The following is a 16,226-nucleotide window of genomic DNA, read 5'->3' as shown; positions in this document are numbered from 1 at the left end:
TGCAAAACAAACAGTAATTAGAGGTGTCTTATGAAACAAAAGACATGGCTGGTAATCAAGATCCTGCTTTTAATGGTCACCAGCCACACATCAGGACAAGTATGCAATTTTCATATTATTGGAAATATTCTGAACAACAACCAGAAACCCGTTGTTCATGCAAGTATTACACTCAGTAATGGACAATCTTCTATCACAGATACAAACGGGTACTATGATATCGATTCAGTATGTAAAGGTACATATACCATTACCTGTGCTGCTGACTCAGTTATTTTTCTACAGAGGACTATTTATATCAACAATAACACCACTCTCAATTTTACCTATCACCACATGGAGGGTGATCTTAAAGAAGTGGTAATCAATGCCAATAAAATTCATGACTTAACGACCCTCAATCTGATTGAGCTAGACAAAAAGCAACTTTTTCAATCCGCTGGTAAAACGCTGGGGGAAAGTCTGAAAAATATTCCCGGATTAAACAGTATTCAAACAGGGCCGGGTATTTCCAAACCTGTTATTCATGGGCTGCATAGCAACAGGGTACTCATTCTCAATAATGGTATCAGACAGGAAGGACAGCAATGGGGCAGTGAGCATGCTCCGGAAATAGATCCGTTCATCGCCGGCAACATGACTATTATCGAAGGCGCAGCTAGTCTGAGGTATGGTTCGGATGCCATTGCTGGTGTGATTTTACTGGATCCCCCTACGCTAGTTAATGATAGGTTGAAAGGCGAAGCAAACCTGGTGGGCGCATCTAATAGCCGAATGGGGGCCATCTCGGGGTTACTGAATGGTGCAGGGTATAATAAATGGGAAGGGATTCAGTGGCGTGTTCAGGGTACTTTGAAAAGGGCTGGTAATTTTAAAACTGCAACATATTACCTTGGTAATTCAGGAATTGATGAACATGATTATTCAGCGACCATCGGGTATCACAAGGCCAATTTTGGCATGTTTGCTTATTATAGCAGCTATCAAAGCAAAATGGGCATCTTTGACGGCTCTCATGTCGGCAACCTCGATGATCTTTACGCCGCATTTGCCCGCCCAAAACCAATTACCCCCTCCTATTTTTCATATAAAATAAACCGAAGCTATCAGCAGGTAATACATGACCTATTAAAACTAAATAGCTACTACAGGTTTAAAAACAATAGTCGTGCAGAATTAACTTTTGCCCGTCAGTCCGACCTCAGGAATGAATATGACGTTGACCTTCCTTACAGCGATGATCCGGCAGTATTAAACGCGCCACAGGTGAGCTTCAAAATCAAGACCCACACGGTTGACCTGATTTATCATACCCCAGAGAAAAAACATTTTTCCGGTTCCTATGGTATAAGCGGAATCACACAGGGCAATGTATTTAAAGGCATCCGTTACCTAATTCCTAACTTCAGGAACTATGGAAGCGGTATATTTGGAATTGAAAAATACAACAGAGACAAGTGGACATTTGAAGCCGGCCTAAGATACGATTACCGCTGGCTGAGAGTATATAGACGCAATGACAACTCCCTTACTGTCTATACACAAACTCATACATATAATAACTTAACCGGGAGCGCCGGAGCTACCTTCCAGATTACCCCTGATCTTTCTGTCAGTGCAAATACAGGCAGCGCCTGGAGAGCTCCGAGTGTAAGTGAATTATACATTAAAGGGATTCATTTAAGTGCTGCATCATACGAGATTGGTGATTCTACCTTGCAGTCGGAGCGTTCTATCAATAACAATATAAGTTTTAAATACACTGGCCAAAAATTGCTTGTTCAACTCAACCTGTATGACAATGAAATTAATAACTACATCTATGCCAAACCTTCTCTCACAGGTATTACCCTTGTAAGCGGCACTTATCCGGTCTTTCAGTACACACAAGCGAATGTCAGACTAAGAGGTTTGGATGCAGAAATAAATTACCAGCTATTAGCGCCGCTGGCCATTATTTCGAAAACTGCTATTGTACGAGGGTATAATAAAACTATTCATGACTACCTCATTTTCATGCCTGCTGACAAATTCGATAACACCTTAAAATATCAAATACCCAACCGCAGCAAATTCAAACAGAATTTTATTACCCTACAATATGTTTATACCGCCAGACAAACAAGGGTGCCACCAAATAGTGATTATGCAGCACCACCAGCCGCGTATGGACTGCTCAATTATTCTATGAGCACTCAACTGCCACTTCACAAAAATTTGCTGGACATCAGCTTCTCTGTAGACAATCTTACCAACGTAGCTTACCGGGATTACCTGAACAGGTTCAGGTATTACGCCGACGATTTAGGTATCAGTTTTATACTGCGAACCAAACTTACATTTTAATTAAATCCAAATTCAATAAGTATGAAAAAAATCCTGATCACTGCATCATTGATGGTAGCATTTGCAACCCTTATGAATTCCTGTAAAAAAGATGAGACAGCCGTAGCACCACCTGTTCCGGGAAATGAGTTTCTGACTACTGTTGGTTTAAAAGTAACAAATGCGAATGATGCAACAGACGTTCAATATGCTTATTGGACAGACACTACGCTTATTTCAAATCCTCCTGACAGTATCAATACACCGGTACTGAACCTAAAAGCCGACAATAAATATAATGTTGAGGTATTATTTCAGGACCGTACGACTACTCCTATCGGAGACGTAACTGAAGAAATCAAAGAAAGGGAGAATTACCACCTGATATGCTTTACTTCTTCTCCCAGTCTTAACCTTACTGTAGCACGTACAGATAAGGATACAAACACCCCGGCATTAGAGGTAGGTCTCACTGACCTGTTTACTACCGGCGCTGCTGGAACAGGAGAACTAAATGTACAATTAAGACATCAACCAAATGTAAAAGATGGTACATGCCAACCTGGTTCAACTGATGCAGATGTAAACTTCACTATTAATATTCAATGATTTCAAAATTTACTTGTAAACTATGAAGAAAATAATTTACGGCTTTTCAATATTGAGCCTTTTAAGCATATCCATTTTGTCAGATGCACAGGATAAAAAACCCACTAAAACCGGGGGTAAAAGCTTTATTGCCGTTACAGGCGGTTTATCTACCGTAGGTGGCAATTATGCTAAAGGTGATTACTACAATAGTCAATCTGGTTTTGCAAAAACAGGTTTCAATTTAGGTATTACCGGTGCCTGTTTTTTCAAAAACTCTAACTGGGGAATTGGCGGTCATTTCTTTTACACACATTATGGATTTAACAATTCGCAGGGAATGGCAGAAGGTTATAAAGAAGATTTTGATATAGATAGCTCAACTGTATACATTAAAGGACAAAACCAGAATTTAAATTTTCTCATCGGCCCATATTATAATTTCTCCTTTGGTAAATTAAGTCTGGATATCCACGCACTGGCTGGATTAACCCATGCCACCCTTCCGGGAAATGAAGTTTACCTGGAAGACGGCATAGGCAATCAACTCATTCAAAAAAAGTCTACAGCCAGTGTATTGGGACTGGAAGGAGGTTTCAATCTGAAGTATGCAATCACCCAACATTTTGGTGTGTTGATTGGAGCTAACTACAACTATGCTAAACCAAACTTCAAGGTAGTCAATGAAAACAGAAATGTAAATGCGGGAAGGAAAATTGATAAATACAACGAAGCAATAGCTGGTATACAAGGTAATATTGGGGTGTTTTACAGCCTTTAATGCCCGATCACGTAATAGAGGAAAAGATCAACTGATGAAAAATACGCTAAAGATCGTCTAGCATAAACAAGGTAGTTGATCGCATCAATCAGATATAATATACGCAATAAAGCCTGGCAGTCCTGCCGGGCTTTTTTATAACATCTTAAAAGCGCCTCAGTTCCTCTGACGAGCGTACCTTTCCTGCACTCAGCTTACCGCCCATCTGGTATTGAAAAGTAAAAGCTATCCACCTTGAATCTGATGCATTTCGACGTTCATTTTCGACCAACTTACTCAATGACTTCCTGAACATCCGGTTTGTGTGAAACAAATCCGAAAATGAAACTTTCAAATCCAGTTTTCCCTGCAGAAGTGATTTCTTAAAACCTCCATCCAGTGAAAATTGGGAACAAGTTCTTTAAATATCGTATAACTCAGGAGATGTTTATTGGAAAGTTAACTTGGCAATAATTTGTCCAGGTAAATAGAAATACTCATGTAAAATAAGGACTGATGATAATTGACTTGCCAGGAATCCACTTATCGGGTAAGACGTATAACTAATCTTTGTGGAAGGTTCCATCCTCCATCCCCTAATGAACTGAATGGGACTTATTAACAACAGATCCCAGCGATTCTTATAAGAAAAGATGGCATTCTGGGTGATTAATTGCGACGAAGCACTATCCATTTTCCCTGCACGCTGTTCTTCTTTGTAATAATATTTATCTGGCCTGCAATACCCGCTACATGTAATTCTGCTCCAGGTTTATTGATTGTCTGTATGTGGCCTAAATAATCTGATGACTTGCCGTTCAACAAATTCGATAACTGTTGCCCACTAAGGTAGATTATTTTTCCATCAATCATGATATGTCTCCCTGGCATAAGGAATTTCATATCAGCAGTTTAATTGTTTCAAAAAACAGGGGTAATAGTTGTATTCCATATTAAATCCATTCTTTTGCGGGCATTCAATTATTTTATTGCAACTTAGTTGCGAATAAACAAACTAAACAGTACTTTTGCAACATTGTTGCACACAAATAATACTGTCATGAGAAGAAGAGACTTTTTTAGAAATACTTCCATCACACTGCTCGGTAGTAGCTTTTTCCCTATACATAAGTTGCAGGCGAAAAATTACCCTCCTAAAACTGCCAGGAATATCATCTTTATGGTGAGCGATGGTATGAGTATAGGTACTCTGAATTTGGCCAGTCTGCTTTTGCAACGTAAAGAAGGCAGGCAAAGCCATTGGTTGAGCCTATATGAAGAAGAAAAAGTATCAAGGGCATTAATGGATACCGCCTCCCTCAGCTCACTCATTACAGATTCTGCAGCCGCCAGTTCTGCCTGGGGAGGAGGTGTCAGAGTTAAAAATGGAAAACTGAATGTGAGTGAAGATGGTACCCATCATACCCCCATTTTACAAAAATTTAAAGCTGCCGGTAAAGCTGTTGGTTGTGTAACTACCGTTCCAATTACACATGCTACTCCCGCAGGTTTTAGCGTTACTAATGCAAGCCGGGGTGACATGCATGAGATAGCTGAACAATATCTTCCATTGAAATTTGATGTCATGATGGGTGGCGGACGTGAATATTTCCCACCTGGTCTCTTAGCCCGTTATGAAGCTACAGGGTATACAGTAGTGAAAAACCGTGATCAGATGCTGCAACTTAATAAGACACCTGCATTGGGTATATTCAATGAAAACGGTTTACCATATGCACTGGATCATATACAGGATATCACTTTACAGCAAAACATACCCACTCTTGCAGAAATGTCCAAAACCGCAATTGAGTTACTTAACAAAAACAAACAAGGATTTGTCCTGCAAATAGAGGGAGGAAAAGTAGACTGGGCTGCACATGCCAACGATGCCGGTGCACTTATCTATGATCAGATAGCATTTGACAATGCCATTAAGGTTGCCATCGATTTTGCATCTAAGGATGGAAATACCATGGTCATCATCACTACCGATCATGGCAATTCTAATCCAGGCTTATTCTATGGTGACAATGCCAATCAGCAGTTTGACAAATTGCAACATTACCGTTACACAAATGAATGGATATTAAATGTTGTAAACAAATCCTTTACACCTGCCCAACTAATTGAAAGGATTGAGGCCGCACAAGGAATCGCTATTACAAAAGAAGAGGCAGCATCAATATTGGTACATTATGAACAACTGGACGAGGCTGGAGTGTACAACCCCCGCAAACTTCCTTTCAGGCAACTGGCCGCTATACAATCAAGCTATACGTCTATAGGCTGGGGCGCAATGGATCATTCTGCCGACTATGTAGAACTGGCTATTTATGGCCCCGGGCGGGACCTAATTAAACCATTTATTAAAAATACAGATTTGCACTACCTGATGCTGCAGGCTACCGGTATAAAGAACAACTAAAAAATGGAAAATGTTTATGAATACTGATTACAGGAGCAGATGGGATGCCATCGGCATTGCTGCGTCCTTTGCATGTGCCATACATTGCGTGTTACTACCTGTTTTGTTTACTACACTAACATTGTTTGGCATCGAGTTCCTTGACAATATATATCTCGAAACCACTACGATCCTGATTTCTATGAGTGCCGGATCATGGGCATTATTTAACGGTTATAAAAAACATCATAATACGGTATTAATAATATTATTTGTGACGGGTCTTATTCTTATGATTGTAGGAAATCTTGTTCCCTCCGAATATACTGACATATTGTGTAAGCTGGCAGGCAGCCTTCTAATAATCATTGCCCATCTTAAGAATGTCAAACAATGCCGGCACAAATAAGAAAATGGCTGCTCATAGTAATATTCATTTACATCATATTAAACCTGCGTACAACCTGTGGATGCAGACCTCCCTCTGATCTAAAGAAAATGTTGTTTACACCGGGATCGGTAAAATTTAAAATAATATACAAAAATGCTCAGGGCACTTCAGCTGCAATTCGCATATAACACAGAAACGGTATTCAATTACCCTGATATCACCTGCAATAAGGATTCTCCCGTTCTTATAACAGGTAAATCGGGAACAGGCAAGACGACACTCCTTCATTTACTCGGCTGTCTGCTAAGGCCTGCAGGCGGTCAGCTAATAATTGATAGTACGGATACTACCCTATTACGCGATAAAAAACTGGACAAATTCAGAGGCCGGCATATTGGCATTGTTTATCAGTCTTCTCACTTTATGAGTGCCTTGAATGTAATAGACAATATCCTCTTACCCAGGTTCTTTACACGGGCTACCGCAGATACCGGCAGAGCAGTTTTACTGGCAGAAAGGCTACAGATAGTGCACCTTCTGCACAAACGGCCTTCAGAACTAAGTAATGGAGAACAGCAACGGGTATCAATTGCCAGGGCATTGATCAACAACCCGCAACTATTACTGGCCGATGAACCTACCAGCAGCCTTGATGATGACAATACCACCCGCGTCGTGCAATTATTACAGGAACAGGCCATGATTAGCCAGGCTACTCTTATCGTAGTCTCTCACGATGCAAGATTGAAACAACATTTTTCAAACCAGGTATATCTTGCCAGATGACTGCAAAAATCATTTTCAGAAACCTTGTCCATCATCCGCTATCTACTCTGCTTAGTTTATTACTGCTCACGTGTGGCACTGGTATCATCTCTATGTTGCTGGTTACCCAGCATCAGCTGGAAACAAAAATGGATAATGACCTGCAGGATATTGACATGGTGGTAGGAGCCAAAGGCAGTCCTTTACAATTAGTGCTATCTGCTGTCTACCAGGTAGATGCTCCGGTTGGCAATATTTCTCTGGCAGATGCGGATAAACTATCAAACCTTACCATCATTAAACAGGCCATCCCACTGGCATATGGTGATTCCTATCAATCGTTCAGAATAGTAGGTACAGACAGCAATTACCTGAAGAAATACAACTGCCGGTTTAGGGAAGGTCAAATCTTTACTACTACCATGGAAGCTGTCATTGGCAGTCAGGTGGCAACACATACAGGGCTAAAAACCGGAGATTCTTTTGTGGGGATGCATGGACTAGGGAATACAGGTCATGCTCATGCTGAATTTAAATATAAAGTAACCGGGATCATGGCAGAAAATAATAGTGTGGTAGACAACCTGATCCTGACAAATATTGCTTCCGTCTGGAAAATTCATGAACACCATGATGACGATCACAACCATGTCGAAAAACAGATTACAGCTTTATTGATAAAATACAGAAGTCCGCTTGCCATGATTTCACTGCCACGCATGGTAAATGAAACAACGCCCATGCAGGCAGCTATTCCACAGCTGGAAATAAAACGCTTGTTTACCCTTATGGGCATTGGTATTAAAACATTACAAATCATCGCACTTGCGATTGTATTGCTATCAGGTATCAGTGTTTTCATTGCCCTTTATTCCAGGCTGAAAGAGCGTAAGTACGAACTAGCCCTTGCCCGGGCTATGGGTAGCAGTCGTTGGCTTATTAGCTGGTTCCTATTGTGTGAGGGACTAATCATGGTTATTATCGGATTTGTCACAGGTATTATGTTAAGCCGTTCCGGCTTATGGATGTTAAATAAATATGCCGGGCCAAAGTACCATATTAATGTATTTACAACGACGGTATTACCTGAAGAATGGTACCTGCTGCTGGCAACTATCCTGCTGGGAATTGTAGCGGCTGCATTACCAACAGTAAAAGCATTTCAACTGAACATTTCAAAAACCCTTGCCCATGAATAAAATGTTGCTAACAATACTGCTTACCATCCATCCAGTTGCAGAGCAGGAAAAGCCACTAAAGGCAAGCTGGTTCACACTGCTGAATATTAAATATGAAGAGAAATATCTGAATGACATAAAAGGGTATATGCTCTTTCCAAAATTCCCCCAGAATGTAAAAAATCTGGATGGGAAACTGGTGGAAATCACAGGCTTTGTCATACCAGTAGATAAAACCGGGGCATCACTTGCACTATCCGCCAACCCATATGCCAGCTGTTACTTCTGTGGCGGTGGCAGCCCCGCATCTATCATTACCGTAAAACTTAAAAAAAGGAATACCGGTTATGACATAGATGACTACAAAAAATTTAGAGGCAAGCTAAGATTGAATGCCACTGACATCAATGAATTTTATTACGTTTTAGAATTATCAGAGGAGGTAAATTAATTTATGAAACAAATACAGCCTAAACCGGTCACAATTATCACAGGATTTTTAGGTGCAGGAAAGACCACCTTTCTAAACGAATTGCTCATAGCTGAGAAAAGAGGTAAATACGCTATCATTGAAAACGAATTCGGAAAGGAATCCATAGATGGAGAACTAGTGATGGATATATCAGATAATATCTTCGAGATGAGCAGCGGCTGCCTATGCTGCAATCTTAATGAAGATCTTGTGGCTCTCTTAATTGATCTTTCTAATAAAGCCTCCGCTTTTGAAGAACTGATCATTGAGACCACAGGAATAGCCGATCCCTCTTCTGTAGCCCTACCATTTCTAATTGATCCCGTCGTAACCCGTTACTACCAGTTGCAACGGGTGATCTGCCTGGTAGACGCAAGAAATATTTCATACGAACTGGCTACTACCGAAGAAGCCCGGAAACAAATCAGCTTCAGTGATATCCTGCTTATTTCAAAAACAGACCTGGTGTCTGACGAAGAACTGGCAGGTATACATAACTTACTAAAGGAAATAAATCCATTTGCAATCATATTATCCGGAACAAAAGATCATTTTCCTCACAAGGAAATGATGGATTATATTAGGAAACAAAATGAACATTATAACGGGCAGGAAACCAAGACAGAAAAACATCACCATAGTTTATCCTCACTTACGTTGACTTTTGACAAGCCTTTTGACATTCCTAAACTACAGCATACAATGATGGTATTCATGGCAGTACAGGCCAAAGATATTTATCGTGTAAAAGGAATTGTTTACGGGTTTGGCGAAAATGAAAAATATATCTTACAGTCGGTGGCAGAGTACCTGGCCATGGCCCCCGGTAATCAATGGCAGGAAGGAGAAATCAGAAGAAGTAAAATAGTATTTATCGGGAAAAATCTTAAAATGAAAGGATTTGAACAATTGCTGTCTCACGCACTCTACTAGCAACAGTTCTGACAAAGGCCCTTCACCCTATAAAATACCTGTCTTACGATATTTCCATCCTGTATTGTATTGGGAATCAGTACACCAGCATCGGAAACGGTAATAGTCCTGCATTTTTCGCACTGAAAATGCAGGATACTACTATTATGCAAAGCGATACAATATTGCAGACTTCTGCCACACAAAGGGGAAATACAAAGTACCCTCCGCTCTACAAACAGCTGCAAAGTCCGGTAAATAATAGACCGGCTCATTTTATTTTTCAATGAACAGTTTATTTCCTTATTAGTCATTGAATATCCATTCCTCAGGATAATTTCGAGGATAGCCTTTCTTGTTGGAGTAACCTTTAAGCCACCATCCGACAGGAGCATTTCAGCTAAAGTCGTATTTTTATTCCTCGCCATAATTGCATCAAAGATGCAATTTACTGTTTTTTTTTAAATACGCTGTTCCTTGAATATCAAAATCGGCCCCGAAGGTGTCTTTAATAAATCATTAATAAATTGGAGTGGATCAATCTTTCTCTCATGAGCTATTTCAATTCAATCTATAACTAATCTGGTTAAATCAGACAACTTTCTGTTTAACGTATGGAAATCTAATATTCAGCAGGAAGTTTATTGGAGATTCTATTGTACATTCTATTTCAACCTTACCTATATTACTAATAACCGTTTTATTCAAGAGGTACTCACCTGGATAAAACGGAACTTAACACTTATATACTCCTCTACTATCAAATCACCGCTACCACTTAGGTCATCAATACAGATAACTACATTATCGGGATCTTTTAATAGCAACTTAATTAAATCCTTACCTATAAAGCCGTATCCCCCGGTTACCAGAATTTTCATCAGTCATATATTTTACATCCCCTTACCATTTGACAGGTCGTTGTTTCGAATGGTCGTTTTACTCTTTTTAATATTACCCGTCATCTTACCAAAATTGTAATTTACGGTCAACATTACAAGCCGGTAATAAACCCTGTTGTTGGATGTCTGATAAAAATTAGTGCCGGTAGTATATGTACGGCTTTGTCTATATTTATTAAATGGATTATTGATGCCAGCATCAATAGTTAGCTTACCATGCAATAAATCCTTGCTCAATCCAAATGAGGTAGCCAGCAATCCATTTGATGTACCCTGGAATCCTGTAGGATTTTTACTGAGCAGATTCCCATCAGCCCTTGCACGCCATCTATGCTTGAAACTATAAGACAGCGTAAGGTTAACTGCATAAGTTAGCAGTTCATTCTTTATGATAGTACCATTCTCCAGCCCATCAATCCAAAAATAAATAACATCCCCATTTACACTCGTACTAAAATGCCCGGTAACATTGTAAGCCGCATATACAAATGCACTCAACCCTTTTATATTACCGGTATTTGCAAAAGTACTGGTGGTAATATTTGTCAATGAATCGTAGGTAGTGATTGGGAGATCAACTTTCCGCAGCCAGGTGTAATCTGCCCCGCCTGTAAAGTTAATCTTCCCGGGGATGTTGTAACCCACAGACACAGAATTGACTATAACTGGTTTTAACCCGGGATTGCCGGTGAAAACAAAACCAGGGTCCTGACGATCCACAAATGGATTTAGTCGGTTCATACCCGGACGTTTCATTCGCTGGGTAAAGCCCACATTCAGACTATGGTTATTTTTAAATCCTTTATTAATACTTACATTCGGAAAGAAGCTGACATAATCCTGCTTTACCTTTTTTGTACCCCCAAGGAAATTCGCATCTATGTTCGTTTTCTCCACTCTAAATCCTCCCTGGAAGTTCCAGCTCTTCACATTATAAATGTAAGAATTGTAAGCTGCGAGTACCGTCTGATTGTAGTTGAACAGGTCTGACAGATCTGCTTGCAACTCAAATCCCTTGCTGGATTCATCATACGCATAGTATTTATATTCGCTTTTGTAATCCCTGAAGATCCCTTTCACACCCGCTTCTATTGTTAGGTTGTTCTTTGGATATACATAATCGACCTGTGCTGTATGCTCCCTTGTTTGCTGATCATTCTTCTGCATATAATCGGCCATATTGAAGTTAAGCGTGTCACTTATATCTCCGCTATTTTCCGGATAACCGCTGGCGGTACTGTACTTGTAAGAAAAGGTCAACCTGCTGCCTTCGTTTTTTCTACCACTGATCTGATAGTCAATACCAGCGTCCATCCCATTACTGGAATTATTTACAGAATTGGCCAGGTTATATTCCTGTGAAGGAGCACCTCCAGTCGTTTGTCTTGATTCAATATACTTATTATTCTCCTGGTGATTACCATTGATATTAAATTTACCAGTCACCAGTTTCACACTATCAATTTCGTAGCTCAATTCAACTCCTACGTAACCAGTCCGGCCATTCCCCTTTTCTTTGCTGCTTTGTGTCAGAATCGTAGGCGTTTCTACCAGTGTGGTCCTCTCTGTTACATTATCTGTTATAGGGTTATTAAAAAAGTTGCCACCCATAAAAGTTGAAAAGCCAAATTTATCCTTCTTCAGGGTAAACGATCCTCCAGCACCAGGCCCTCCTACAGGTCCTTTATCTGAAATACTGATAGTTCCCTTGTATTCATCTTTCACTTTAGGTATAGTGACAATATTAATTATACCACCGGCACCTTCCGCATCAAAACGTGCCGGAGGGATTGTATATACATCGATACGTGCAATGGAGGAAGCAGGCATCGTCTTCAATATATTCTTCAGATCATGCTCAAACATACCTGAAGACTTTCCATTGATCAATACCTTGAAATCAGAATTACCTTTCAACGTGATATTTTCATTCGCATCCAGCGAGAGATAAGGGATCTTCCTTACCATCATTAGCACGTTGCTGGATTTACTGTCAGGATCCGCCTGCATATCGTAGGAGATCATGCCCGATTTTTGTTTCACAATCGGCTTGTCTGCTACGATACCCACTTCTTTCAACTGCACATGCTGCGGTTCCAAATAAACAGTATCCATCACTACCTCTGCTACACTGCTATCTTTAAACTGGAAGTCAACAGACTTCGCCTGGTAGTTCATGGCAGAGAATGTAACCGCATAATTACCTGTTCTATTTATACCCTTAATCAGGAATTTTCCATCAGGCCCAGATACACCTACTTTTACCACTGTGCCATCTGCCTGCTTTACTCTTACAGCAACAAATGCAGCACCGGCGTGATTATTTGCATCCACGACTATTCCCTTTACACCACCCTGCCCTGGCGTATTCTGCGCAAGCATTGTTGTACATGGTAGTAATAAAAAAATTAATAAAACAATCTGATTAACTAATTTTTGTTTCATATGGGCAAAAAATAAGGGTCTGGGGCAGGCAATGACCCGCATAACTGTTTTTTAAAAAAACAGGTCTACAATAAAATGATTATGGACAGGCTAAAAACCTGGAAAGAGTCGGGGTTTTCGCAAAAAGGTTGAATGTGAAAAATATTAAGATTACTTCCTTGTTCTGGTAAGTAGATGGTAAATCACTAAACTGATCCCACTAAATAAAAATATCATTGAAATATAACTGGTGTTTCTCTCCACACCATTCATCTTTAAAATTCCACCGGCCACTGTACCTATTGCTATCCCAATTGACATCATGCCGTATTTCAGGGGTTGTTCCTCCTTTTGAAAAGATTTAGGATCTACTCCCCTTTCCAACATAGTAATACGTTCCCGGTGGCGGGAAACAAGGTATATGTAAGCTATTCCGAATATTGCGGCAAAGGCTGCTATAGAAACGAGGCAATCTCTTGTAATTTCGTCCATCTTTTACTAGTTTTACTTCGCAAGTAAGAGTCGATTCAGTGAACATGGGTTACAAGATTTAAAGGTTTTTAAAAAAATTCTTCATCTCACCAACCATACAACCATCACAATCAATTGATATTCTATTATTTACACCAAAAATAAACTTGAAAAATATTTTAAGGACAATTTTTGTAACCACTGATGGGAAACTACTCTCTTATAAGAAAACCGCTATATCTGCATGACTCATATAGAAGAGCAGGAATATATCCGGAGAATACAAGATGGCGATTCTAAGGCATATGCTTTTCTCGTAGATAAGTACAAAAATATGGCTTATACCATTTCTCTAAAAATGATCCAGGATCCTGCCGAGGCAGAAGATGCCGCCCAGGAAAGCTTCATAAAAGCTTATGAAGCCATCAGATCGTTCAAGGGAGGTGCCAAATTCTCCACCTGGCTTTATACAATTGTATATAGAACCTGTTTAGCCCACATCAGACAAAGAAAAACAATACCGGTTAGCAAACAGCCTCCTGATGAATATTACAACCGATTTGACGATCAGCCGCATAAACTGGAAAAAATGCAACAGGAGGAAAAATCAAAATACATTAACAGGGCAATTAATGAACTTCCAGCCAATGAAGCTATATTGATCACACTGTATTATATGAACGAAAACTCCATCAAAGAGATTAATGAAATTACCGGGCAGTCAACAGCCAATATCAAAGTACAGTTATTCCGTGCCAGGAAAAAACTAGAACAAAAATTATCCGGTTTAATTTAATCTACGCTTTATGAACAAAGAAGAACAGTTAAAACGACTCATACAATCCATCGGGCCTGATCAACCAGGTTCTGATTTTACAATAAGGGTAACGAAGGGTATTCAGGAGCTGGCCGCAGATACGGATCCTCTCCTCCACCTGCTTCATAACCTTCCAACGGAGAAAGTTACCCTGCGTTTTACAGAAAAAACAATGGATAATCTTCTTCAAAAGAAAATACAACCCATTATCAGCAAAAAAATCTGGTGGGCCATCGCCGCATGCCTCACTGGTGTAATCTTTTTCGCTATCATTCATGATAGAACCAATCACTACTCTCTTAAAAAAACCAGCCACATCAGCGAAACTTATGTCACTTTGTTCAATAACATACAAAGTGGATACTTTATTCTTTTACCCATACTTTTCGCCATCTTTATGTTCCTGGTCATCGACTTCCTGATAGGCCGTTCCAGGAACAGATTATTTCACCCCAGCCACCGACAAGCTGGCGGATGATGAATGTGCAGGATAGAATGCTGCTGGCATAAACCTGTCTGTCAGGTGCTTATATAATGAATTAGCAATCAGAGTAGGAGTCATTCAGGTGATTGTCCAGGGGATGCATATACTGCTGAAATCAATAAATACAAATAAAAAAGGATCGCAATAGTGCGATCCTTTAACCAGAGGTATCGAGCGGATTCGAACCGCTGTAGGAGCTTTTGCAGAGCTCAGCCTAGCCGCTCGGCCACGATACCTTTTTTTTGTGCCCATCGAATATTGGGATTGCAAAAGTAGTAAATTCCTGATATTTGCCAAATATTTTTCAAACTTAATATAATTTTTTCATGGAAAATAATAGAATTGCCGAATCAGAACTGATCCTCAATAGCCGTGGAGCCGTGTATCATCTTGATGTGAGACCAGAGGAATTAGCCGATACCATCATCACCGTCGGCGACCCGGACAGGGTTGAAGTAGTAAGCAAACACTTTGACAAAATAGAGGTGAGCCGTCAGCACCGGGAGTTTGTTACCCATACCGGTTACATCGGTAAAAAAAGAATTTCTGTGGTATCTACAGGTATCGGTACCGATAATATCGATATCGTACTGAACGAACTGGATGCCCTCGTAAATATAGATTTTGCCTCCAGAACGGTAAAAAGTGAGCTGACCGCCCTGAAAGTGATCCGGTTGGGTACCTCCGGATCCCTGCAGGCAAGTGTGCCCGTGGATAGCTTTGTGGTATCTTCTCATGGGCTGGGTTTGGATAACCTCCTGCCCTGGTACCTGTTTGAGAATACTGACGCGGAAAAGGGCCTTTTAGCCGCTTTTGGCAAACAAGTGGCTATACTGCCCGGAAGCGCCAATCCAACGCTTTTTAGCGCTTCTGAGGCCCTTGCATCTCAATTTAAAGATGGGTACCATGCCGGGATCACTATTACCTGCCCGGGATTTTATGCGCCACAGGGTCGTGCATTAAGAGGTAAACTCTCCCATCCTGACCTGCTGGACCAGCTGACAGCCTTTAAAGAAGGAGAATATTTCATTTCTAACTTCGAAATGGAAACATCCGGCATCTATGGAATGGGTAGAATCTTAGGACATGATTGCCTGTCTATCAGTGCAATCGTGGCAAACAGAGTGAAGAAGGAGTTTTCTAAAGATGGCGGTGCTGCTGTGGAAACGTTGATCCAAAAATCTTTGGGTATCATCGAAAAGTTATAAAAGAACCGTACCCAGGGGCAAACAATCCCTGGGTACAATTCAAACCCTAAGTACAATTCATATCATCACTCCAACTTCATAAATTTTGCATTTATGTAGTTAACTACGCAGATTTGTACATG

At 40.3% G+C, this 16,226-nt stretch carries 18 protein-coding genes and 1 tRNA gene; 12 read left to right on the top strand and 7 right to left on the bottom strand.

All coding sequences use genetic code 11. The annotated features are described in order from the left end of the window. The first annotated feature begins 30 nt into the window (after positions 1-30). From QQL36_RS22625 to QQL36_RS22615, 3 genes are read left to right on the top strand one after another with little or no spacing between them, the layout of a single operon-like run. Complete coding sequence (locus QQL36_RS22625) at positions 31-2,346, top strand: TonB-dependent receptor (RefSeq protein WP_321566860.1); 2,316 nt, start codon at positions 31-33, stop codon at positions 2,344-2,346. 21 nt (positions 2,347-2,367) lie between these two features. Further along, positions 2,368-2,934, top strand: a complete 567-nt coding sequence (locus QQL36_RS22620) for a hypothetical protein (protein WP_083730005.1) — start codon at positions 2,368-2,370, stop codon at positions 2,932-2,934. A 22-nt stretch (positions 2,935-2,956) separates the two neighbouring features. Further along, a complete protein-coding gene (locus QQL36_RS22615) occupies positions 2,957-3,694 on the top strand; it encodes a hypothetical protein (protein ID WP_143709140.1) in 738 nt (245 codons plus the stop codon). Positions 3,695-3,839: 145 nt separating this feature from the next. Here the strand turns inward: QQL36_RS22615 and QQL36_RS35750 are convergent, their stop codons facing one another. Together QQL36_RS35750 and QQL36_RS22610 are read right to left on the bottom strand one after the other, a co-directional pair. Then, a complete protein-coding gene (locus QQL36_RS35750; protein ID WP_415751080.1) occupies positions 3,840-4,073 on the bottom strand; it encodes an outer membrane beta-barrel protein in 234 nt (77 codons plus the stop codon). Between the two features lie 269 nt (positions 4,074-4,342). Then, on the bottom strand, positions 4,343-4,576 hold the full coding sequence (locus QQL36_RS22610) for a hypothetical protein (RefSeq protein WP_321566859.1): 234 nt from the start codon (positions 4,574-4,576) through the stop codon (positions 4,343-4,345). A gap of 157 nt (positions 4,577-4,733) precedes the next feature. Between QQL36_RS22610 and QQL36_RS22605 the strand changes: the two genes are divergently transcribed. The 6 genes from QQL36_RS22605 to QQL36_RS22580 all read left to right on the top strand — a co-directional run bounded on the left by QQL36_RS22605 (position 4,734) and on the right by QQL36_RS22580 (position 9,819). Continuing rightward, a complete protein-coding gene (locus QQL36_RS22605) occupies positions 4,734-6,101 on the top strand; it encodes an alkaline phosphatase (RefSeq protein WP_321566858.1) in 1,368 nt (455 codons plus the stop codon). A gap of 16 nt (positions 6,102-6,117) precedes the next feature. Beyond that, complete coding sequence (locus tag QQL36_RS22600; protein ID WP_321566857.1) at positions 6,118-6,489, top strand: MerC domain-containing protein; 372 nt, start codon at positions 6,118-6,120, stop codon at positions 6,487-6,489. 135 nt (positions 6,490-6,624) lie between these two features. Further along, on the top strand, positions 6,625-7,257 hold the full coding sequence (locus tag QQL36_RS22595) for an ATP-binding cassette domain-containing protein (protein WP_321566856.1): 633 nt from the start codon (positions 6,625-6,627) through the stop codon (positions 7,255-7,257). Beyond that, positions 7,254-8,435 carry an ABC transporter permease gene (locus QQL36_RS22590; protein WP_321566855.1) on the top strand — a complete coding sequence of 394 codons (1,182 nt, stop codon included), beginning with the start codon at positions 7,254-7,256 and terminating at the stop codon, positions 8,433-8,435. Before QQL36_RS22595 ends, QQL36_RS22590 begins: the two co-directional genes overlap by 4 nt. Then, on the top strand, positions 8,428-8,865 hold the full coding sequence (locus tag QQL36_RS22585) for a hypothetical protein (protein WP_083729998.1): 438 nt from the start codon (positions 8,428-8,430) through the stop codon (positions 8,863-8,865). Before QQL36_RS22590 ends, QQL36_RS22585 begins: the two co-directional genes overlap by 8 nt. A gap of 3 nt (positions 8,866-8,868) precedes the next feature. Beyond that, positions 8,869-9,819 carry a GTP-binding protein gene (locus tag QQL36_RS22580; protein WP_321566854.1) on the top strand — a complete coding sequence of 317 codons (951 nt, stop codon included), beginning with the start codon at positions 8,869-8,871 and terminating at the stop codon, positions 9,817-9,819. Here QQL36_RS22580 and QQL36_RS22575 read toward each other — a convergent pair. From QQL36_RS22575 to QQL36_RS22565, 4 genes are all read right to left on the bottom strand, one after another. After that, a complete protein-coding gene (locus tag QQL36_RS22575) occupies positions 9,816-10,226 on the bottom strand; it encodes a transcriptional repressor (protein ID WP_321566853.1) in 411 nt (136 codons plus the stop codon). The genes QQL36_RS22580 and QQL36_RS22575 overlap by 4 nt on opposite strands. A gap of 276 nt (positions 10,227-10,502) precedes the next feature. Beyond that, positions 10,503-10,679 (bottom strand): NAD-dependent epimerase/dehydratase family protein, encoded by a 177-nt coding sequence (locus QQL36_RS35745; protein ID WP_415751036.1) that lies wholly within the window; start codon positions 10,677-10,679, stop codon positions 10,503-10,505. Between the two features lie 12 nt (positions 10,680-10,691). Continuing rightward, positions 10,692-13,082 (bottom strand): outer membrane beta-barrel family protein, encoded by a 2,391-nt coding sequence (locus QQL36_RS22570; RefSeq protein ID WP_321566852.1) that lies wholly within the window; start codon positions 13,080-13,082, stop codon positions 10,692-10,694. Between the two features lie 213 nt (positions 13,083-13,295). Further along, positions 13,296-13,616 (bottom strand): DUF6249 domain-containing protein, encoded by a 321-nt coding sequence (locus tag QQL36_RS22565; RefSeq protein WP_083729648.1) that lies wholly within the window; start codon positions 13,614-13,616, stop codon positions 13,296-13,298. Between the two features lie 223 nt (positions 13,617-13,839). Here QQL36_RS22565 and QQL36_RS22560 point away from each other — a divergent pair, with 223 nt between their 5' ends. Continuing rightward, the gene (locus QQL36_RS22560) at positions 13,840-14,391 is read left to right on the top strand and encodes an RNA polymerase sigma factor (protein WP_321566851.1); all 552 of its coding nucleotides are present in this window, start codon (positions 13,840-13,842) and stop codon (positions 14,389-14,391) included. A 10-nt stretch (positions 14,392-14,401) separates the two neighbouring features. Then, on the top strand, positions 14,402-14,890 hold the full coding sequence (locus QQL36_RS22555) for a hypothetical protein (RefSeq protein ID WP_321566850.1): 489 nt from the start codon (positions 14,402-14,404) through the stop codon (positions 14,888-14,890). A 171-nt stretch (positions 14,891-15,061) separates the two neighbouring features. Here QQL36_RS22555 and QQL36_RS22550 read toward each other — a convergent pair. Next, positions 15,062-15,132 (bottom strand) — tRNA-Cys (locus QQL36_RS22550). A gap of 90 nt (positions 15,133-15,222) precedes the next feature. On the opposite strand from QQL36_RS22550, the gene QQL36_RS22545 reads away from it, so the two are divergent. Then, the gene (locus QQL36_RS22545) at positions 15,223-16,104 is read left to right on the top strand and encodes a nucleoside phosphorylase (protein ID WP_083729645.1); all 882 of its coding nucleotides are present in this window, start codon (positions 15,223-15,225) and stop codon (positions 16,102-16,104) included. Positions 16,105-16,226 lie beyond the last annotated feature (122 nt).

Source organism: Chitinophaga sp. LS1 (assembly GCF_034274695.1).
In the GTDB taxonomy this organism is placed as follows: Bacteria; Bacteroidota; Bacteroidia; order Chitinophagales; family Chitinophagaceae; genus Chitinophaga.
Note: the sequence above shows the minus strand (reverse complement) of the source record. Positions and strands in the feature narration are given on the sequence as shown.